Origin of the sequence: Bacteroides sp. MSSM.1001136sp1_RTP21357st2_D2_RTP21359_211015 (genome assembly GCF_040913205.1) — a bacterium.
In the GTDB taxonomy this organism is placed as follows: domain Bacteria; phylum Bacteroidota; class Bacteroidia; order Bacteroidales; family Bacteroidaceae; genus Bacteroides; species Bacteroides ovatus.
In genome coordinates this window covers 400,809-420,578 of sequence record NZ_JBDFVF010000001.1, presented here as the reverse complement: position 1 = coordinate 420,578, position 19,770 = coordinate 400,809, and the positions used below count along the sequence as shown (strand labels likewise).

Genomic DNA, 19,770 nt, shown 5'->3' with positions numbered 1-19,770 from the left:
TATTTTTAAAATGGTTATTATTTAAATTGTTAATTATTTATCTGAAGACAGAACCGGAGCCGGTATGTTACCGGTCATCGACTTTTCAAGACGGTATTTCCATTTTGCGTACGCGTCAGCATATTCCTGTCGTTTTGCCACATTAGGCTCAATCACATCCAGTTTGTCAAGCGTAGCAAATGCCTCATTGTTATCCTTGTAGATACCTGCACCGATGCCCGCACCTTTCGCAGCGCCTACGGAACCATCCGTATCGTAAAGCTCGATAGTAGCTCCTGTGACTCCCGCCAAAGTATCACGGAAGATAGAACTCAAGAACATATTAGCGTGTCCGGCATGGATCATCTTCACAGGAATTCCCATTTGCTCCATGATATCAATGCCATATTTAAAAGAGAATACAATACCTTCTTGAGCGGCACGAATAATATGATGTTTGCCATGCGTATTAAAATCCAGTCCACGGATACTGCAACCGATTTCTTTATTGTTCAGCATACGTTCGGCACCGTTACCAAAGGGCAGAATACTGATTCCCGCACTGCCGATAGGAGCTTTGGAAGCCAATACATTCATTTCATTATAAGATATTCCTTCGGGAGCAATGTTGCGTTTTACCCATGAATTGAGAATACCCGTTCCGTTGATGCAAAGCAATACTCCCAAACGTGTCTGATCTATGGTATGATTGACATGCGCAAAGGTATTGACGCGTGACTGCGGATCATAGTTCACTTCACTGTTCACGCCATAAACCACTCCCGATGTTCCTGCCGTAGAAGCAATCTCTCCCGGATTAAACACGTTCAAAGAAAGGGCATTGTTAGGCTGGTCGCCTGCACGATAAGTAATCGGTGTCCCTTCTTTCAGTCCAAGCTCTTTGGCAGCTATTGCATTTACACGTCCTTGTTCAGCGAAGGTCGGCTTAATATCTGCAATCAAAGAAGAATCAAACCCGTAATAATCCATTAAGAAATCAGCCACCCGGTTGTTCTTGAAATCCCAGAACATACCTTCCGAAAGTCCGGAAACAGTTGTGCAGATTTCTCCACTCAACTTCATGGCAATATAATCGCCCGGCAGCATTATCTTATCAATCTGCTCATAGATGGCAGGTTCGTTTTCTTTAATCCACGCCAACTTGGAAGCGGTAAAATTTCCCGGCGAATTCAACAAATGAGAAAGACATCTCTCCTCCCCGATTGTCTCAAACGCTTTCTGACCGTATGGCACCGCACGGGAGTCACACCAGATGATAGCAGGACGCAATACATGCTGATTCTTATCAACACAAACCAATCCGTGCATCTGATAAGAGATACCGATGGCTTTAATTTCAGCGGCACTCACTCCGGATTCGGTCATAATAGCCTGCGTAGCCAACTTTAAGTTTTCCCACCAACTTTCAGGATCTTGTTCCGCCCATCCGGGATTCACTGCAATAATATTCGCTTCTGTTTTCGGAAAAAATGCCGAGGATACACATTTACCAGTCTCCGCATTTACCAAACTCGCTTTTACAGACGAGCTACCTATGTCATAACCTAATAGAAACATAATTTTATTTACGATTAAACGATTTACTATTTACGATTTAACGCTCAATGCCCGACTATTAATACTTTAACATTCAACGCCTAATACTTAATACTTGATACTTACTTGAACAGGGGCTATCTTCTTACCTTATTATATATCTTCTTATCAAATTTATAATAACGGGCAGCACGGTGAGCCACTCCTTGTTGTTTTTCTTCCAAAGGAACTACATATTCCATCATTGCTATTTTTTTATGGAAGTTACGCACGTCCACGGCTTTGTCGTATACTAATTCAAAAAGAGTCCTTAATTGTGCGGCTGTAAATTTACGCGGAAGCAATTCGAACAACATGGAAGGATTAAATTCTACGAACTGACGAATATAAGTCATTGCCTCCTTTATAATCAGATTATGGTCGAAAGCCAGTGTTTTCACGTCTTTCAAAGCGACCCAGCAAGCCTGGTGATCGTCCAGATTCTTATCCAACGTACGATCTATCTTCACCATCGACAAATATGCAATGGTAACAATACGCTCCACTTTTGACTGCATAGCTCTTTCCAACCAACGTACATCTTTCGGATTACTCGTTCTGTTTTTAGAACCAAATGCTTTAAACTGCATCAGATTCACATTTTTAAGTCCTGTCAGTTCATACAAAACTCGTTGTGCAGCTTCATCCAGGGCTTCATCCATATAGATAAGACTTCCGGGAAGTTTCATATCATGATATACTTCTCCATTATCCTCACCTGCACGTTTTACAAGCAACACTTTCAGTTGTTCTCCGTCAAAACCAATCACTACACAGTCTACTGATATATGATTGTTTGCTAAAGGTGTATTTTTCTGTAAATTTTGCATATCTATTTCTTTAAGACGATGCAAATATAGAGGCTACAAACCATCAAAACAAAATAAGAAACATGCTATAAAACATTGTTTTTCATATAAATACATATCATACATTCTACAATATGAATAGTTAGTGTTATCTTACGAATTACAATATGTATTTTAGTATTTCCGCGAGTGAGTAATTGTATAAAGTACAAAAACTAGATGGACGCTTTATTATCAGTACTTTTCATATCATTTCCAGCAGATAGCGGTAAAGGTACTTATTGTATTTTAAACGATATGCCATTTTGTACCTTATCGTTTTTTATTCTATCTTTGTCGGGTAAATATTAAAAAAACTAAAATGGAACGTCATCCAGTCATTTTATCCATTGCCGGCTCCGATTGTTCGGGAGGCGCAGGTATTCAAGCAGACATAAAAACAATCTCCGCTTTAGGTGGCTATGCGGCATCGGCTATTACTGCCATCACCATACAAAACACACTGGGAGTACGTGCCGTACAATCTATCGCCCCTGACATTGTTCGTGGACAAATAGAAGCAGTGATGGACGACCTGCAACCGGTTGCCATCAAAATAGGAATGGTAAATGATATTCAAATTGTTCGTGTGATTTCCGACTGTTTACAAAAATATTCACCTGCATACGTCGTCTACGATCCGGTAATGGTGTCTACCAGCGGAAAGAAACTCATGACAGATGAAGCTATAGAAGAAATAAAAAAAGAACTTTTGCCGCTTGTGACATTAATCACCCCCAACATCGACGAAGCGAAGGTGCTTACAGGTAAAAGTATTCACAACATTCAAGACATGCAGGCAGCCGCCAAAATGCTGACGGACGATTATCACACTAGCATCTTGTTAAAAGGCGGACATCTGGAGGGAGACAATATGTGCGACCTTTTGCACACGTCCGAATCTATCTATCATATATATGAGGAGAAAAAGATAGAAAGCCATAACCTGCATGGAACCGGGTGTACCCTCTCCTCTGCCATTGCTACTTATCTGGCCAAAGGATACCCCATGCGAGAATCCATCCAGCACGCTAAAACGTATATCACTCAAGCTATTATCGCAGGAAAAGAATTGAATGTCGGACACGGCAACGGCCCTTTATGGCATTTTCCGGACTCCGTTGCACAAATGTGTACATTTTGTGCGGTTGTATCATAAAAATACGTAACTTTGCACCCGCAATTAAAAATCAATTAAATAATAAAAATATGAAAGCATTTGTATTTCCCGGTCAAGGCGCTCAATTTGTAGGAATGGGTAAAGACCTGTATGAAAACTCAGCTTTAGCAAAAGAATTGTTTGAAAAAGCAAATGATATCCTCGGATATCGCATTACAGATATCATGTTCGACGGCACAGACGAAGATCTTCGTCAGACAAAGGTTACTCAGCCTGCCGTATTCCTTCACTCTGTTATCTCTGCTCTTTGCATGGGTGATGACTTCAAACCGGAAATGACTGCCGGCCACTCACTCGGCGAATTCTCTGCATTGGTAGCTGCCGGTGCATTGAGTTTTGAAGATGGTTTGAAACTTGTTTATGCACGTGCAATGGCTATGCAGAAAGCTTGTGAAGCTACTCCTTCTACTATGGCTGCCATTATAGCATTGCCTGATGAGAAAGTAGAAGAAATCTGCGCAGCAGTAAATGCAGAAGGTGAAGTTTGCGTACCGGCTAACTACAACTGCCCGGGACAAATCGTTATCTCCGGTTCTGTACCAGGTATCGAAAAAGCTTGCGAACTGATGAAAGCGGCCGGAGCTAAACGTGCCCTTCCGCTGAAAGTAGGTGGTGCTTTCCATTCTCCATTGATGGACCCTGCCAAAGTTGAATTGGAAGCTGCTATCAAGGCTACGGAAATTCATACTCCTAAATGTCCGGTATATCAGAATGTAGACGCACTTCCTCACACTGATCCTGCAGAAATCAAAAAGAACCTGGTTGCCCAGCTGACTGCTTCCGTACGCTGGACACAGTCTGTTAAGAATATGGTTGCCGACGGTGCTACTGATTTTACAGAATGTGGCCCGGGTGCAGTACTTCAAGGACTGATTAAGAAAATTGACGGTACTGTCAACGCTCACGGTATTGCATAAGCATCCGTAAGAAAGACTTTATCTTTAAATATATGAAGTGTGTTGGTAACTATTGCCAACACGCTTTTTTATATTAAGCCTATTCATAGCATACGGATTAACATGTTGTATAACACCCCATTACTTTTCTTTTCCGGCAAACTTTCCGTATCTTGCTATTGTTTTTATTACAGGAATCATTTACTCAAATTTATGAGCCATGAAAATACATGAATATCAAGCGAAAGAGATTTTCTCCAAGTACGGAATACCTGTCGAGAGGCACACTTTATGCCGTACAGCCGCAGGTGTCATAGCCGCTTACCGGAGGATGGGAACAGACAGGGTGGTTATAAAAGCACAGGTATTAACCGGAGGCCGGGGAAAAGCCGGAGGAGTGAAACTGGTAAACAATACGGAAGATGCTTATCAGGAAGCTAAAAATATTCTCGGAATGAGTATTAAAGGACTTCCGGTCAATCAAGTACTGGTTAGTGAGGCGGTAGATATTGCTGCCGAATATTATGTCAGTTACACCATCGACCGAAATACACGTTCTGTCGTTCTGATGATGAGTGCATCCGGCGGTATGGATATCGAAGAGGTAGCCCGTCAAGCACCGGAGAAAATCATCCGATATTCAATCAATCCATTTATTGGTCTTCCCGACTATCTGGCAAGGCGTTTTGCTTTCTCCCTCTTTCCTCAAATGGAGCAGGCGGGTAAAATGGCGGCCATCCTTCAGGAACTTTATAAGATCTTCATGGAAAATGATGCATCATTAGTGGAAGTAAATCCGCTGGCACTAACCAAGAAAGGTACGTTGATGGCTATTGACGCAAAGATTGTTTTTGATGACAATGCGCTCTATCGCCATCCAGAGGTACATGCTTTATTTGATCCGACGGAGGAAGAAAGAATAGAAGCAGACGCTAAAGATAAAGGATTCAGTTATGTCCACATGGATGGTAACATCGGTTGTATGGTAAATGGTGCCGGACTCGCTATGGCTACTATGGACATGATTAAACTTTATGGAGGTCAGCCAGCCAATTTTCTCGACATTGGTGGTAGTTCCAATCCTGTCAAGGTAATTAAAGCCATGAAACTTTTATTGCAGGATGAAAAAGTGAAAGTGGTCCTGATTAATATTTTTGGAGGAATCACCCGCTGTGATGATGTAGCAATGGGGCTTCTTCAGGCATTCGAGCAGATAAACAGTAATATACCTGTTATCGTACGGCTTACAGGCACTAATGAGCATATCGGACGGGAACTGTTACGGAATTACAGCCGTTTCCAAATAGCCACAACGATGAAAGAAGCTGCTCTTATGGCTCTGAAAGCATAATAAGTACCCAAATCATTAATAAATAAAGCAATTATGAGCATATTAATAGATAAATCCACCCGCCTGATTGTACAGGGAATCACCGGGAGAGACGGGCTTTTCCACGCCAAGAAGATGAAAGAATACGGAACCCATGTTGTTGGAGGAACTTCTCCGGGCAAAGGAGGAACAGATGTAGACGGCATCCCCGTATTCAATACTATGTATGACGCGGTTGAACAAACGAAAGCCAATACTTCTATCATTTTTGTTCCGGCACGTTTTGCGGCAGATGCCATTATGGAGGCAGCAGATGCGGGCATCCGGTTAATTGTCTGTATTGCGGAAGGAATCCCCACGCTGGATGTAATTAAGGCGCACCAGTTTGTCGAACAAAAAGGTGCTATGCTGATCGGCCCCAACTGTCCGGGACTGATCTCTCCGGGAAAAAGCATGGTAGGCATTTTACCGGGACAGGTCTTTTTAGAAGGGAATGTCGGAGTTATCAGTCGTAGCGGAACACTTACTTACGAGATTGTGTATCACTTAACAGCTAATGGTATGGGACAATCCACCGCTATCGGCATCGGGGGCGATCCTGTTGTAGGTCTTCATTTCCGTCAACTGCTGGAGATGTTCCAAAATGATCCGGAAACAGAAGCAATCGTTCTGATTGGAGAGATTGGAGGAAATGCGGAAGAGCAAGCGGCCGAATATATCCGCAATAATGTAACCAAACCTGTGGTAGCATTTATTGCCGGGCAATCAGCTCCTCCGGGAAAGCAGATGGGACATGCAGGAGCTATCATTTCGGGAAGTTCCGGTTCGGCAAAAGAGAAGATTAAATCTTTAGAAGCTGCCGGTATCCGGGTAGCACAAGAACCTTCGGATATACCGAAATTATTGAAAAGATAAACTCCCAAAGAGAAAGAAAAGACAAAAGTAGTCATATCATAACAGATGCAGATTCACTCCCTCAAATAAGTAATTACATACTTATCGTTTAGAGTAAATCTGCATTTATTTTACATACCTTTCTTTATACCTAATTTTATAAGAAGAGCATTCATAGGATATGCACAGAAGAAGCCGAAAAGCATAGCCAACTGCATCATAAACCAGAATATCCATGTGTCTTTGGGTAACGGTTCATTGATGAACAATACAAAATAGACAATCGCCATCCAGCCATACATTCCTACCTGCCAGGACAAAAGAGAAAAGAAATCCGCTTTGAAAGCACGAGCCAAGGCATTACCTACCGATATTTTTTCCATCTCCCGAATAGCATAGAATTGGAAATAAACACCAATCATCAAAGCCAGAATAAAGTCAAGTACCCAATTACCAAAGAGCTGACTTCCTGCCACAGTTACAGGAACATAGTTTGTAAACCACTCTCCTATGATATCTGCCAATGTACATCCTGCACCACAATGAAGCGCCGACAAAGCTACCGATTGCCAATAAGGACGTTGCATTCCTTGCATCGACATTTCTCCCTGCATGGCCATATCCATCTCCATATTATCTTTCATACCGGACATATCCATTCCCTTCATATCAGACATATCTTTCATGCCAGACATATCCATTTTCATCCCATCATCCTCAGCTTTCATCGGACTACTCCGTCCAAACTTATTATACGCCCATAAAGCTAAATAACTTCCCCATAATGCAGATAATATCCAGACTGCATTCATTATCTTCATTGATTGCGGACGATGTGTCAGGTCTATGGCAATATGTACTGCAATTCCGATACCTGAACATACTAAGAAAACGGCTATTAAATTGAGCATGGCTGTATGTTTTTTAAAGATTCAGATTACAAAACATCCTTTATTTGTGAATAGTTCACCCCATTACTTTTAATTTTATCCCGTCGAACTATTCCCCACACGAGTTGTTATCATTTTATAATCAAAACAATAGAATTATGAGCAGACGTAGACAATTAGAGCATGAAGTATCTGTTGCTCAAGAAAGAATAAAGAAAGCTGCAAAAGATACACCGAAGGATATCCTGAAATTATGGGAACAAGAGCTGGTAGACCTGGAATTGGAACTCAATAATATGGTGGATGATGAAGAAGATAACAATGAGGATTAACAGAAGAAAGGCGCGCTAGTTACCTAGTGCGCCTTTCTCTATTACTGTATATGTATTCAGTATTAATTCTTTGGCAATGCTTCTTTTACTACCATTGAACGACCTACATATTCTGCACCGTTCAATTGTTCGATAGCTTTAGCAGCTTCTGCATCATCCGGCATTTCGATAAACGCAAAACCTTTTGATCTTCTAGTTTCACGATCTGTGATTAACTTTACTGAAGCAACTGTTCCATACTCTTCCATTACATGTCTCAAATCTGATTCCTTAACATTATAGCTAAGATTTCCAATGTACAAATTCATAAAATACAAATATAAAAAATTAATAATTCAATAAGAAAGTTTTAGGAAGATCTTAATTAGAGATGGATATGCTCAAATAAATGAGAAGATTCATGTAAAAAAATCAAATCGTAATAAACCTCTTTATTGTTGTTGGTACAAAGGAAAGCATTATTTGGGGATATTGCACTATATTCTCTCCTTTTTCTTTCTGCAAAACATCTTTTTTATGAAAATAGGCCAATACTTAACGTTCTTATTCTTTTTATACCAAGCCATTCCATGTAAACTACCGGATTAGTCTTTCTGCAAATTCTTCGCTACAAATTCCTCAAAAAACGTTTTCTTATAGTTTCCACCTCCTATTCCTATTTCATAAGACTTAATAAAAATATCATTGGTATCAAAAGAGTCAATCCGTGAGGTATTGACAATATAGGACTTGTTTATCCGGAGAAACTGTTTAGCGGGCAGTTGCTCATGAATATTTTTCAGATTCATCTTAGTAATCACCCGCTGATCTTCCAATTGGAGAATGGAATAATCCTTTAGTCCTTCAATAAAAAGAATATCACTGAAGTTTATCTTGATATAGCGTCGTTCCGATTTGATGAAGATATATTCTTCCTGTATCTCCTCCACTCTTTCGGCTGTTTCCGACAATAACAGTTTATGATATGCTATTGCCTTATTGACTGCTTTCAGAAAACGGTTCATTTCAATGGGCTTCACCAGATAATCAATGGCACTTACTTCATAACTATCGAGTGCATATTCCGCATACGCCGTTGTAAAGACAATCAACGTATTCACGGGAATGCTTTGCGCAAATTCTATTCCGGTAATTCCCGGCATCTGAATATCAAGGAAAATCAGATCAACCGTATATTCATTTATATAAGCAGACGCTGCGATAGCATTATTAAAGCTACCCACCAATGTCAGTTGTGGAATCTGCTCCACCAATGACTTCATACCTTTGCGAGCTACCGGCTCGTCATCAACAATAATACAATTCATAAGTTTAGATGTAAGTTGACATTATAAGTTGTTTCTTTATCTTCTATCTGTAGCGTATACCGTGATTCATAAAGTAAATCCAGTCTGCGTTTCACATTGGCCAACCCTATTCCCCCTTCCCGCTTAACAGGAACACGGGGCTTAGAATTTTCGCAACGAAACGTCAACTGTTTATTATGCACAGAAAAATACAAGTGAACATAAGATAAATTGTCGCTATCCAAATTATGTTTCACCGCATTCTCTACAAAAGGGATAAACAATAACGGAGGAATACAGATATTCTCCATATTTCCCTCTTGAAAGATTGTATATTCAAAATGATCCCTTCTCACCTTCTCCAATTCAAGAAAGCTGGTGAGAAACTGTATATCTGCAGTAAGAAATACTTCTCTTCTTGTACTGTCATTCAACTGGTAGCGAAGTAGATTGTCCAGTTTCTCCAATATCTGTGAAGCCTCATCCGGAGCATCCTTTACCAAAATATTGGCATTATTCAGCATATTAAAAAGAAAATGCGGATTGATCTGTTTCTTTAATTGTTGCAATTCTGTCTGTTTAGTCGCCTTCTCCAATTCAAGAATCTTTTTATCGGAGACAACCCAACGGCGGAATAGTTCAAAGCTCGTACAGCCACCTGCACTTAATAGCAGTACTAATACTCCATAAGCAATACTATCAAAAGAAACAGCGTGGTTATCCTGTATACAAAACCCACGAATACCGTATCGTTGATATAATGGAGACAGAAATATAAATCCTAATAATACACTCACTAAATTGACTCCGAGAAACGAAATCCAATAACACCATAACTTGCGCTTGGCCTTATACAGGAAACGGGGCACTAACCAATATATATTCAGATAGATAGGAAATGCAAAAACCAATATACTAACCGGATATGCATATAGGAAACCTTCTCTAGTAAAATCTCCATATACATTCTGAAAGCCCAAAAAGAGTATAATAAATAGCAATAGTAAATTACTGATAAGCCTGAAACGGTCATTTACCAGATTCTTCCCCCAATCGTATACATTCCAGGATCTTTCATAATTCCAACATTAAACCAATGGTACACAGTGCCTCATCATTATAGCCACTTTTTAATTGATAACCTCCCGGATATAACAAGTCCAATCGTTGCCGTAACTTGTCAAAAGCAGGTGCTACTTGCAGACTTTCCTTTTTTCGCAGACAGTATGTACAAATGAATCGAAGCTGATTCTCTTCCATTTGAAAATCGATCCTTATATTTTCTCCCTTTCCATTCTCTCCACATACAGTTGTCCGAATCACATATTCTATCACAGGCATAAACAATAAAGGAGGAACTTGTATATAACGCACTTCATTCAGGATGTTGACTTCAAAATTAAACTCCGGATTACATAGTTTCTCCAACTTCATATAATCAGTCATAAGATCGATATCATCTCCCAACAATACCTGTTGCCGTTCACTTTCATAAAGTTGGTATCTAAGCAACCGACTTAATTTAAAGATAAGCAATGACGCCTTTTCTCCATCTTCTCCCAGCAAGGTTCGTACCTTATTCAATATTCTCGAAAAAAACTCCGGTTGGAGTTGATCTTTCAAATGATTTAGATCAGTCTGTATGCTAATATTCTCCAATTCATTTAATCGTTGTTGATAGGCCACCCAACGATGCAGAAAAATAGTAAAAGAAAAAGCCAGGAAATAGAGTATCAGTGCCAATGCATTTATCAACAGAAAGAAAGGGAGATCACTGTTTAGTCTTTGCATCTGTTCGGGTATAACATAATATTGCCCTAGAAAACAAATAGCACCAACCATGGCGGTCAGCATAAATCCAACAAGGCAACTCAAATATATGATATACTTTTTATATCTACGCTGAAACAGATAACCGGGAATTAACCAGTAAGTATGCAGATTTATGATTCCCCATAGAATGACAGAAAGTAAAAGACTAACTCCCGTAGAAAGATTTAGCCCTAAACTATCGCTTTCGACAAAAGTGCCTCTGAACACTAAAAAGGAGACTACAAGAAATATCCCAATTTGCTTCAGTAACGTATATAATAGTATCTTAACTGACATCAGGCGATAAAGTTACCATTTTTTTAGAACTTATACTTCATTCCCACCGAAACATACATTGCCGGTTTAAAATATGGATCAGTATCTTTAGACATATCTTCGAAGAAAGCCTTTAAAGTGCGAGTAGTGTAATAAGCTATTCTGCTACACGACACACCGGCAGTAGCAGTGATTGAAAAAGAATTCCCCATACTTACTTCCGGTTGTAAACCTACAATAATGAATTGCTGGGAAAACATAGTATCTTTTCCTTCTCTTTCCAACAATGCCAATGACCCGTTCATCTCTGCCACGATCCTTAGATTCAGATATTTATTCATTTTCATTCCTGCCGATACTTCCATGGCATTCAGCATCGAAACTTTAATTTGATAACGTCCTTCAGTGCTCCAATCAAAATAAATAGCAGGAAATACCATCGGATAACCAAATGTGTTGTTCACAGCCAATCCGGCTCCAAGAGATAAATTGGACTTGAACTGCCGGATGAAAATAACTCCTCCCTGTCCCAGAACATTCTTCAGTTTTACATCAGAAGAGGTATAAACACCTGCACCAACTGTCGTCAACAAGAGCCATTTTTTGCTGATAGGGCGAATATTGGTTACGCTCAACTGCATATTTATAATTTGATCTATGTCTATGTAAGATTGAAGATTCTTATTATTCATTGCCGTATAGCTTCCTCCTGCCGAAATCATCCAAAGAGTTGGCTGATTTCTTTCATTCATTTTCTGTGATACGGGAATATTGACGTTCCCTTCCACAAAGCACATATCCCCTTTCCCGGGATACTGTCCGTTTTCATCTTTATATCGGGAAGAAGATATATACCCGGTTTTCACAGTAACCTGTGCCTGTATATTTTCAGGAAGTAATAGAAACAAGGCGAACGCACTTAACAAAATAATCCTCATTCTTTTATCTGTTTTAGGGTTTGAATGAGACAAAAGTAGAGTTTTACCGATCTGCGTAGAGAGTTTGTAGACCAAACCCGGCATTAAGTAGACCAAACCTGTAAATTTGTAGCCTGTTTGGTCTGAATGTATTATATAAAAAAATAAAAGACTACCTTTCAACCGAAGATAGTCTTTTATTCATATATCATTTTTTAATTATCCACAATGGAAATACTTATGTACGAGATCTAACATCTCCATCGGTTTTCCTTCCAAATCCGCACGCAATGTTTTATCTTCATAACCACGAAGTCTGCGGATGATACCATCAATCATTGCCGGGCTGAATACATTATATTGTTCAAAGATTGCCCGTTGTTGTTGCAAGCAATCGGCAGAAGCTTCACAGCTATCCGGCAGTTGCGCCAGTGATTTCAGCTTATCTTCGTTTTCTTTCTGATGGATATTCACATTTACATAAGTTTTTTCAGCAATGTCCAGCGCATTTTCAATCTCAAAACCATGACGGCAGGCAACAGCCAAACCAGCCAACAGTTGATACAAATCTGCCGAACCATCCGGAGAACGCATTTCTACAGTCTGCTTCTGGCTGGTGTCAAAATGACTTTCAGCTTCCAACGGATTTGCCAATGTACACATATCTGTTTTTGCAGCCCATCCCAGAGGTACACGCACTAATACAGAGCGGTTACGATCTCCCCAACAAACATTGGTAGGTGCTTCCTGATGAGGAACGAGACGGAAATAAGAAGTAGGATTGGTATTTCCAAAAGCAGTAATTGACGGAGCAAGCACCATCATTCCGGCAATTGCCTTGCGTGCTGTTTCCGACAAAACACCGTCTTTCAGCATCTGGTTCTTTCCGTCTTTCATGATACGCATGTGGACATGCAAGCCCGAACCTGCTTTACCTGCCGTAATCTTTGGAGCAAAGGTTACATTGTATCCATATCTAAATCCCAGGTTACGAATCACCCATTTGGCAATCATTAATTGATCTGCTGCCTGCGATACGGGAACCGGCAGGAATTCTATTTCATTCTGCTCATAGATATAACCATCCAGCGTAAAATTACCCACTTCGGAGTGTCCATACTTTATTTGCCCGCCTGTCTGTGCGATGTAAGACATACATTGAGTACGGAACTCATTGAATTTAGCATAAGGACCCGATTCGTGATAACCACGTTGGTCGGTTGCCTGAAACATACCAGTATCCGGAGCTATTACATAATATTCCAATTCGCCCATTGCCTGAAATTCCATTCCGGTAACTTCTGTAAAAGTTTTGCTTGCTTTGTAAAGAGTGTGTTCTGGTGCACTTTCGAGGGGTTCGCCGTCTTTATTGAAGAAAGAGCACAGCATAGACAGCGTCGGAATCTCGGCAAACGGATCAACGAATGCTGTGCAAAAACGGGGAATTACATAAAGGTCACTACTGCCCGCTTCTATAAATGAGAAAAGGCTGGAACCGTCTACCCGTTCTCCACATGTGAGAATAGCTTCCAGATAAGCTTGATTGTTGATGACAAAGTTCAGAGTTTTCAGACGCCCGTCTCCCGCCGGATACATAAAATTAACCATGCGGATATCTTTTTGCTGGATAAATGAGATAATGTCAGCTTTTGTAAACTCTGAAGTTGGTTTTTGAAGGAATGCCACCAACTGGTTAGCATTCATTGATAAATCATAATTCATAATCGGTTGTTTTTCGTTGTTGTATGATTAAAACGGTTTGTTGAATGCCAAAGATAAGGAAAAGATGGAAAATCGAGTAAGAAAAGATTTAATTATTTCTCTGTTATGCTGCATTTACGTCTATTATCCTATTTAAAACGCTTCAGATCTTTCTTCTCAAAAATCCATTCCGGAGTGTATAGTTTCCCAGTATCCGTTTCGGTCAGCTCGTACCAGGGAGAAAGGTTTCGGCTGGTTGGATTGACCAGGATATGAATCTGTTGGGCAGGCATATAGCTTTGTGCCAGGAGAAATACTTTCTTCCCGGTATTCGGATGAATGGCAACATCCATAACAATCACAGCATGACCGGGTGAACCGCCTTTAATAAAGACATCCCCGGGTTGCAAGGAAGTATAAAGCACAGCTGGGAGTTCACGAGATAAAGAGGCAGTTCCGGCATACATAAAAACCATATCGAGATAGTTTCGAAAAGTTTTATAGGAATAATCCACTCCTTTGCCCGAAGCATACCATTGAACCTGATTATCGTTGACTTTTATTCGATTTCCCTCCGCCCATTTCTTATATTCGGCAGTAAATCCACTTGTGAAGTTGAATTTTATATCTGCATACCGTTTATGTTTCCACAGATATTCCGCCCGCAAGCGTATCACTGCATCGGCACACTGCTGCAAATCACGATTGCCTATCTCCATATCTACGACTGCAAATGCGGCTGCCTGATTGGCTTTTTCTTTTCCATTGTAAAGTAACACTTTACTGCCTTTAGGCAATAATGGCAAATTGCGCAAATAAGTTGTAAACGAATTATCGGAGCAGGTCTCTCTAACATATCCTGACGGAGGAGCGATTCTATCCGCAAGCCTCTCCTGTCCCCATGAGTGAAAGACTATGAGAAGCAAGCCTGCACATATTAACAAATACTTCATATCGGTTTTTCTTATTCCATATCCGGACAAATATAAGTAATTATTATTGAAAACGAAGTTGAATGTCTGTTTTTCTCCCGATTGAAGACGCTATCGTCTTAAAAATATGTAATATCGGATTCTGACTAAAACAAAGTGGCCTATACTCTCTTTTTTCTGTAAGAATAGTGCGAACTTTGTTTTCTACAAATTATAATAGTGTTTTTATGGAACAGGTGGTAGATTTAGCTTTACCAGAATACTTTGAAAGAATATCCGCAGAAGCTACCTTTCAGGAGCAATTGTCCGTCATAGATATGGATAACTCCCGTCGTTCACCGGTTCAAGTCAAAAACTATCCGATACGTTTGAAAGGCTATTCCCTCATCTTTGTTCTTTCCGGAGAAATTACAATAGGAATAAACTATTTATCGCATACACTGAAAAAGAACATGGTGATGCAGGTGTATCCGGATGATATTATAGAGCACACAGCTTATTCAGCCGATTTCAAGGGCTATCTCATCATTCATTCTGCTGAATTGAAAAAGGAAATAATGGCTATGACATCCGGCATCCGTCTGCAACAGGCGGGTCAGTTGAAGAAATTACATACCAGGCAAGAGTTGAGTGAGGAACAAAGCCTGCGTTTGAGAAAACAGGTTGAACTCATTAAAAGTTATATTCCTGATAAAGAACACGTCTACCACTCTTATGTCATCAAGAATCAGATTATAAATCTATTCTTTGACCTTGATAACTGCCGCTGGCATAGGTATGGCGACGGAGAACGGCACCAATAGTATCTTCCACCGGGATGTGCGGATTGATACGTGCTGGCTGATAGAGGTCAACATAATCTGTGCCTAATCGTTTCAAAGTGTAAGCCAGATAATTTTGTACGTTCTGCGGACGGACGTCAATACCATAGAACCGATCATCTGGAGTGAGCATTCCACCAAACTTGACGGCGATAAAAATGTCTTCGCGCTTCCGGGTTTTCAAAGCCTCGCGGATCACCAGTTCACTTTCTCCGTGACCATAAAAGTCCCCTGTGTTCAGATACGTAATTCCACTGTCCAGCGCGGCATGTATCGTGTCGACTCCCTGCTGAACGTCAGCCATTCTCATGGCACCCAGTCCGATACGTGAAAGGGTGATACCATTGGTTTCTTTATTCAAATACTTCATTGTTTCTTTTATTATATAGTACTAATTCGATTGCAAATTTCGGATAAATTCCTTCATGATACCAGAGCAATATCCGTTCATTTTTGGTCATTATCCGTCAAGAAGCCTCTTTCTCATGAAATGTCTCAAACATACTGATTATAAAAACCAATTGACTGCCTCAACTGTTTTATTTGAATAGAACTATTAAAACTACCGTCACATGAAAAAGGATATTCTAAAAGACCTGCTGGCAAAGCCCGGAAAGAAACATTTGGTATCGGATTTTGACTCGTCATTCACTAGCGATTTATCCAAACAAGACGCTAAAGAGCAACTGGCAAAGGATATTGAGAAGCTTTCGGAGCTGCAAAGTATGCTTTATGCACAAGACCGGTATTCAATCCTGATTATCTTTCAGGCGATGGATGCTGCAGGAAAAGACGGGACTATCAAGCATGTGATGTCCGGCATTAACCCACAGGGATGCCAGGTGTATTCGTTCAAACAACCGTCTGCTGAAGAACTGGACCATGATTATCTCTGGCGTATCAATCGCTCTCTCCCGGAAAGAGGACGAATCGGCATTTTCAACCGTTCGCACTACGAAGATGTGCTGATTGCCAAAGTGCATCCGGAAATTATTCTATCCAACAAGTTACCAGGTGTCGAAACCATAAATGACATTGATCCCGACTTCTGGAAGCGTCGTTATCGACAGATCAACGATTTTGAACGCTATCTGACGGAGAATGGAACGATTGTCCTGAAATTCTTTCTCAATGTATCGAAAGCCGAACAGAAAAATCGATTCATGGAGCGACTGGACGATGCATCTAAAAACTGGAAATTCTCTTCGGCGGACATCAAAGAGCGTCAATTCTGGGAGGACTATATGAATGCTTATGCCGATGTACTGACGGAGACATCAACGGAACTGGCTCCATGGTATATAATCCCTGCCGATAATAAATGGTTCATGCGTTACGCAGTAGGACGAATTATTTGTGACCGGATGCAGCAATTGGATTTACATTACCCCAAACTGTCGAAAGAGGGATTGGAGAGGCTGGAAGAGTGTAAGAAAAGTGTATCAAACATTAACTTTTAAATCACTTGCGCTTATCCTTTTTCATTCTAACTTTGTAGAAAGACCTACATAAAGAACTAAAATTGATAAGCTTATGGACATCCAAACTTTTATTCAAAATTTCAAAGAGGCATTCGGAGAAAATGCTGAATTGCCTCTTGTTTTCTGGTACTCGGACGAGCAAAAAGGAGAAACAGAAAACAAAGGTATGAAGACGGTAAGAGATGGTGGTATTATCAGCCTGAATACTGAAAACATCGGTTGTGGCGGCGGTAAATTCTATACTGGCTTCACCGAAATGCCAGAACGTGTACCGACTTTCGTTTCGCTCAAAGAGAAATACAAACAGACTCCTGAAATGGTCATCGACTTTATACAGCAAATCGGAGTTCCCCGAACAGAAAACAAGTATCTTCATTTTGCACGTATAGATAAGGTAGAAAGCCTTGAAGAAATAGAAGGTGTCGTATTTCTGGCAAATCCGGATATGCTTTCGGGCTTGACCACTTGGGCTTTTTATGATAATAACGCAGCAGATTGCGTCGTTTCTACCTTTGGTTCCGGCTGTAGTGCTGTAGTGACGCAAGCCACGATAGAAAATCGTAAAGGAGGCAAACGCACTTTCCTCGGTTTCTTCGACCCATCGGTTCGCCCTCATTTCGAAGCTGACAAACTAAGCTATACCATACCTATGTCCGGATTTAAAGAGATGTATGAGACGATGCGCCAAAGTTGTCTATTCGATACGCATGCATGGGGAAAGATTAAAGAAAGAATGAACGGATAATCTCCCATAACGAAATTGCATATCATTATACAATTATCGGGACATTAGGTATGCTTATTCCGAACATACAAGGCTTCTCTTTCGTTGTTATAGGAAGAAACTGCCACTTGATACTGACAATTCATTATCAAGACAGATATTTTCTGAATATCAATCCCTGCCTGTCCTATTTTGTTTCCCAGTGTGGAACTTATAGTTTCACGCTTTGAAACCATCAGTTTCACACCGAGAAACCATTAGTTTCATGCCGGGAAACTAAAAGTTTCAAGCGCCTGAAACTTTCTTTTCCTACAGGATTAAAATAATATATCAGTCGGATTAAACCTTTTATCTGGAGAAAAGTCTTATTATTAATATATTATCGTTCTATTCAACATTAAAGTATCAACGAAAATGGAAACATCCGTCAAACTCTATTCGCTGAAACACAGCAATGTGAAAACCTACCTGTTCGCCTTACTATTTGTAGCGGGTAACATTGCACTTCCACAATTATGCCATCTTGTACCTTATGGTGGTCCTACCCTGTTACCTATTTATTTTTTCACGCTGATTGCGGCTTATAAATATGGTTTTCTTGTAGGATTATTGACTGCTATTCTTTCACCAGTCATCAATCATTTATTGTTTGCCATGCCCTCGGAAGCGGTACTTCCCATCCTATTAATCAAATCGTCCTTACTCGCCGGAGCTTCAGCTCTTGCAGCACGTACTATAAAATCGGTTTCATTACTGGCCATTCTTGGTGTCGTACTCACTTATCAAGTCATAGGCGTTGCATTTGAATGGGCCATCGTCGGAAGTTTCTACGAAGCAGTACAGGACTTCCGTATCGGTATTCCGGGAATGTTACTGCAATGGTTCGGCGGATACGCCCTCCTGAAAGCAATTGCCAAACTCTAAACTAATATAGAAAGATGGACAGAAGGGATTTTTTAAAAACAGTAGCTATCACCGGAGCCGCCTTGACTATACAGCGTTCGGAGGCTATGGAGGTGTTAACTCAAACAATCAATAAAGCAAACGGAAGCAATCCTGATCTGGTGGCCGTTATGGGCGGAGAACCCGAAGAGATGTTCCGCCGTGCCATAAGCGAACTGGGGGGTATGAAGCAATTCGTGAAACCGGGACAGAAAGTGGTTGTAAAACCTAATATCGGTTGGGATAAAGTGCCGGAACTGGCAGGAAATACGAATCCGAAACTGATTGAAGAAATCGTCAGACAATGTTTTGCCGCCGGAGCTAAAGAAGTGGTCGTGTTCGACCATACTTGTGACGATTGGCAGAAATGCTACAAAAACAGTGGTATTGAAGCTGCTGCCAAAAAAGCCGGAGCCAAAGTAATGCCTGCACATCTGGAGTCGTATTACAAACCAATTGATCTGCCAAAAGGCAAAAAGATGAAGAAAGCCAAAGTGCACGAAGCGATTCTGGATTGTGATGTATGGATCAATGTTCCTATTCTGAAGAATCACGGAGGTGCCAATCTGACTATCTCCATGAAAAATCACATGGGGATTGTGTGGGATCGCGGATTCTTCCACCAGAACGATTTGCAACAATGCATCGCAGATATCTGTACATTACAGAAGAAAGCTGTACTCAACGTAGTAGACGCCTACCGGATCATGAAAACAAACGGTCCCCGGGGACGCTCTGCATCCGATGTTGTACTGGCAAAAGGATTGTTTATCTCACCGGATATTGTAGCCGTGGATACGGCTGCTGCCAAGTTCTTCAATCAAGTACGTGAGATGCCACTGGATACAGTAGGACATCTCGCCAATGGGGAAGCATTGAAAATAGGAACCATGAACATTGACAAATTGAATGTCAAGCGAATTAAGATGTAAA

Annotated in this window: 21 protein-coding genes; 10 read left to right on the top strand and 11 right to left on the bottom strand. The window is 40.6% G+C overall.

Going from position 1 to position 19,770, the window contains the following annotated elements; genetic code table 11:
• Positions 1 to 33: 33 nt before the first annotated feature.
• Both AB5217_RS01765 and AB5217_RS01760 read right to left on the bottom strand, forming a co-directional pair.
• Positions 34 to 1,557 carry a xylulokinase gene (locus AB5217_RS01765; protein WP_032846269.1) on the bottom strand — a complete coding sequence of 508 codons (1,524 nt, stop codon included), beginning with the start codon at positions 1,555 to 1,557 and terminating at the stop codon, positions 34 to 36.
• A gap of 116 nt (positions 1,558 to 1,673) precedes the next feature.
• The gene (locus AB5217_RS01760; protein WP_004295874.1) at positions 1,674 to 2,405 is read right to left on the bottom strand and encodes an NUDIX hydrolase; all 732 of its coding nucleotides are present in this window, start codon (positions 2,403 to 2,405) and stop codon (positions 1,674 to 1,676) included.
• Positions 2,406 to 2,745: 340 nt separating this feature from the next.
• On the opposite strand from AB5217_RS01760, the gene thiD reads away from it, so the two are divergent.
• The 4 genes from thiD (at position 2,746) to sucD (ending at position 6,744) form a co-directional block, all read left to right on the top strand.
• Complete coding sequence (gene thiD, locus AB5217_RS01755; protein WP_004295872.1) at positions 2,746 to 3,582, top strand: bifunctional hydroxymethylpyrimidine kinase/phosphomethylpyrimidine kinase; 837 nt, start codon at positions 2,746 to 2,748, stop codon at positions 3,580 to 3,582.
• A gap of 50 nt (positions 3,583 to 3,632) precedes the next feature.
• Positions 3,633 to 4,520, top strand: coding sequence for an ACP S-malonyltransferase (fabD, locus tag AB5217_RS01750; RefSeq protein ID WP_004295871.1), 888 nt, complete (start codon positions 3,633 to 3,635; stop codon positions 4,518 to 4,520).
• A gap of 199 nt (positions 4,521 to 4,719) precedes the next feature.
• Positions 4,720 to 5,850, top strand: coding sequence for an ADP-forming succinate--CoA ligase subunit beta (sucC, locus tag AB5217_RS01745; RefSeq protein ID WP_032843456.1), 1,131 nt, complete (start codon positions 4,720 to 4,722; stop codon positions 5,848 to 5,850).
• A gap of 33 nt (positions 5,851 to 5,883) precedes the next feature.
• Complete coding sequence (gene sucD, locus AB5217_RS01740) at positions 5,884 to 6,744, top strand: succinate--CoA ligase subunit alpha (RefSeq protein WP_032843455.1); 861 nt, start codon at positions 5,884 to 5,886, stop codon at positions 6,742 to 6,744.
• A 110-nt stretch (positions 6,745 to 6,854) separates the two neighbouring features.
• Here sucD and AB5217_RS01735 read toward each other — a convergent pair whose 3' ends face one another.
• Complete coding sequence (locus tag AB5217_RS01735) at positions 6,855 to 7,634, bottom strand: DUF4396 domain-containing protein (RefSeq protein ID WP_004303313.1); 780 nt, start codon at positions 7,632 to 7,634, stop codon at positions 6,855 to 6,857.
• Between the two features lie 137 nt (positions 7,635 to 7,771).
• On the opposite strand from AB5217_RS01735, the gene AB5217_RS01730 reads away from it, so the two are divergent.
• Positions 7,772 to 7,945 (top strand): hypothetical protein, encoded by a 174-nt coding sequence (locus tag AB5217_RS01730; protein WP_004303314.1) that lies wholly within the window; start codon positions 7,772 to 7,774, stop codon positions 7,943 to 7,945.
• Between the two features lie 62 nt (positions 7,946 to 8,007).
• Here AB5217_RS01730 and AB5217_RS01725 read toward each other — a convergent pair whose 3' ends face one another.
• The 7 genes from AB5217_RS01725 to AB5217_RS01695 form a co-directional block, all read right to left on the bottom strand.
• On the bottom strand, positions 8,008 to 8,253 hold the full coding sequence (locus tag AB5217_RS01725) for an RNA recognition motif domain-containing protein (protein ID WP_004295865.1): 246 nt from the start codon (positions 8,251 to 8,253) through the stop codon (positions 8,008 to 8,010).
• Positions 8,254 to 8,529: 276 nt separating this feature from the next.
• On the bottom strand, positions 8,530 to 9,252 hold the full coding sequence (locus tag AB5217_RS01720; RefSeq protein WP_008777003.1) for a LytR/AlgR family response regulator transcription factor: 723 nt from the start codon (positions 9,250 to 9,252) through the stop codon (positions 8,530 to 8,532).
• A complete protein-coding gene (locus tag AB5217_RS01715) occupies positions 9,249 to 10,211 on the bottom strand; it encodes a sensor histidine kinase (RefSeq protein WP_368112654.1) in 963 nt (320 codons plus the stop codon). The genes AB5217_RS01720 and AB5217_RS01715 overlap by 4 nt, the downstream gene beginning before the upstream one ends.
• Before the next feature lie 94 nt (positions 10,212 to 10,305).
• Positions 10,306 to 11,022: a histidine kinase gene (locus AB5217_RS01710; RefSeq protein ID WP_229115742.1), complete on the bottom strand. Its 717-nt coding sequence runs from the start codon at positions 11,020 to 11,022 to the stop codon at positions 10,306 to 10,308.
• 341 nt (positions 11,023 to 11,363) lie between these two features.
• Complete coding sequence (locus AB5217_RS01705) at positions 11,364 to 12,257, bottom strand: DUF6268 family outer membrane beta-barrel protein (protein WP_004303320.1); 894 nt, start codon at positions 12,255 to 12,257, stop codon at positions 11,364 to 11,366.
• A 198-nt stretch (positions 12,258 to 12,455) separates the two neighbouring features.
• The gene (locus tag AB5217_RS01700; protein ID WP_022200158.1) at positions 12,456 to 13,958 is read right to left on the bottom strand and encodes a glutamine synthetase family protein; all 1,503 of its coding nucleotides are present in this window, start codon (positions 13,956 to 13,958) and stop codon (positions 12,456 to 12,458) included.
• A 128-nt stretch (positions 13,959 to 14,086) separates the two neighbouring features.
• Positions 14,087 to 14,890: a DUF4846 domain-containing protein gene (locus AB5217_RS01695; protein ID WP_032845290.1), complete on the bottom strand. Its 804-nt coding sequence runs from the start codon at positions 14,888 to 14,890 to the stop codon at positions 14,087 to 14,089.
• Positions 14,891 to 15,096: 206 nt separating this feature from the next.
• On the opposite strand from AB5217_RS01695, the gene AB5217_RS01690 reads away from it, so the two are divergent.
• Positions 15,097 to 15,672 carry a hypothetical protein gene (locus AB5217_RS01690; protein ID WP_032845289.1) on the top strand — a complete coding sequence of 192 codons (576 nt, stop codon included), beginning with the start codon at positions 15,097 to 15,099 and terminating at the stop codon, positions 15,670 to 15,672.
• Here the strand turns inward: AB5217_RS01690 and AB5217_RS01685 are convergent.
• Entirely contained in the window at positions 15,602 to 16,060 is a 459-nt protein-coding gene (locus AB5217_RS01685; RefSeq protein WP_080558400.1) for an aldo/keto reductase, read from the bottom strand. The genes AB5217_RS01690 and AB5217_RS01685 overlap by 71 nt on opposite strands.
• A 202-nt stretch (positions 16,061 to 16,262) precedes the next feature.
• On the opposite strand from AB5217_RS01685, the gene AB5217_RS01680 reads away from it, so the two are divergent.
• The 4 genes from AB5217_RS01680 to AB5217_RS01665 all read left to right on the top strand — a co-directional run bounded on the left by AB5217_RS01680 (position 16,263) and on the right by AB5217_RS01665 (position 19,769).
• Positions 16,263 to 17,150 (top strand): polyphosphate kinase 2 family protein, encoded by an 888-nt coding sequence (locus tag AB5217_RS01680; protein WP_032845287.1) that lies wholly within the window; start codon positions 16,263 to 16,265, stop codon positions 17,148 to 17,150.
• Positions 17,151 to 17,223: 73 nt separating this feature from the next.
• On the top strand, positions 17,224 to 17,916 hold the full coding sequence (locus tag AB5217_RS01675; RefSeq protein WP_368112655.1) for a DUF169 domain-containing protein: 693 nt from the start codon (positions 17,224 to 17,226) through the stop codon (positions 17,914 to 17,916).
• 393 nt (positions 17,917 to 18,309) lie between these two features.
• A complete protein-coding gene (locus AB5217_RS01670; protein WP_004295851.1) occupies positions 18,310 to 18,819 on the top strand; it encodes a hypothetical protein in 510 nt (169 codons plus the stop codon).
• Between the two features lie 14 nt (positions 18,820 to 18,833).
• Complete coding sequence (locus tag AB5217_RS01665) at positions 18,834 to 19,769, top strand: DUF362 domain-containing protein (RefSeq protein WP_004295850.1); 936 nt, start codon at positions 18,834 to 18,836, stop codon at positions 19,767 to 19,769.
• The last annotated feature ends 1 nt before the right edge of the window (position 19,770 follow it).

Coding starts and splice junctions, on each gene's coding strand:
- AB5217_RS01765 (WP_032846269.1), bottom strand. CDS start 1,557: ATGTTTCTATTAGGTTATGACATAGGTAGCTCGTCTGTAAAAGCGAGT.
- AB5217_RS01760 (WP_004295874.1), bottom strand. CDS start 2,405: ATGCAAAATTTACAGAAAAATACACCTTTAGCAAACAATCATATATCA.
- thiD (WP_004295872.1), top strand. CDS start 2,746: ATGGAACGTCATCCAGTCATTTTATCCATTGCCGGCTCCGATTGTTCG.
- fabD (WP_004295871.1), top strand. CDS start 3,633: ATGAAAGCATTTGTATTTCCCGGTCAAGGCGCTCAATTTGTAGGAATG.
- sucC (WP_032843456.1), top strand. CDS start 4,720: ATGAAAATACATGAATATCAAGCGAAAGAGATTTTCTCCAAGTACGGA.
- sucD (WP_032843455.1), top strand. CDS start 5,884: ATGAGCATATTAATAGATAAATCCACCCGCCTGATTGTACAGGGAATC.
- AB5217_RS01735 (WP_004303313.1), bottom strand. CDS start 7,634: ATGCTCAATTTAATAGCCGTTTTCTTAGTATGTTCAGGTATCGGAATT.
- AB5217_RS01730 (WP_004303314.1), top strand. CDS start 7,772: ATGAGCAGACGTAGACAATTAGAGCATGAAGTATCTGTTGCTCAAGAA.
- AB5217_RS01725 (WP_004295865.1), bottom strand. CDS start 8,253: ATGAATTTGTACATTGGAAATCTTAGCTATAATGTTAAGGAATCAGAT.
- AB5217_RS01720 (WP_008777003.1), bottom strand. CDS start 9,252: ATGAATTGTATTATTGTTGATGACGAGCCGGTAGCTCGCAAAGGTATG.
- AB5217_RS01710 (WP_229115742.1), bottom strand. CDS start 11,022: ATGCAAAGACTAAACAGTGATCTCCCTTTCTTTCTGTTGATAAATGCA.
- AB5217_RS01705 (WP_004303320.1), bottom strand. CDS start 12,257: ATGAGGATTATTTTGTTAAGTGCGTTCGCCTTGTTTCTATTACTTCCT.
- AB5217_RS01700 (WP_022200158.1), bottom strand. CDS start 13,958: ATGAATTATGATTTATCAATGAATGCTAACCAGTTGGTGGCATTCCTT.
- AB5217_RS01695 (WP_032845290.1), bottom strand. CDS start 14,890: ATGAAGTATTTGTTAATATGTGCAGGCTTGCTTCTCATAGTCTTTCAC.
- AB5217_RS01690 (WP_032845289.1), top strand. CDS start 15,097: ATGGAACAGGTGGTAGATTTAGCTTTACCAGAATACTTTGAAAGAATA.
- AB5217_RS01685 (WP_080558400.1), bottom strand. CDS start 16,060: ATGAAGTATTTGAATAAAGAAACCAATGGTATCACCCTTTCACGTATC.
- AB5217_RS01680 (WP_032845287.1), top strand. CDS start 16,263: ATGAAAAAGGATATTCTAAAAGACCTGCTGGCAAAGCCCGGAAAGAAA.
- AB5217_RS01675 (WP_368112655.1), top strand. CDS start 17,224: ATGGACATCCAAACTTTTATTCAAAATTTCAAAGAGGCATTCGGAGAA.
- AB5217_RS01670 (WP_004295851.1), top strand. CDS start 18,310: ATGGAAACATCCGTCAAACTCTATTCGCTGAAACACAGCAATGTGAAA.
- AB5217_RS01665 (WP_004295850.1), top strand. CDS start 18,834: ATGGACAGAAGGGATTTTTTAAAAACAGTAGCTATCACCGGAGCCGCC.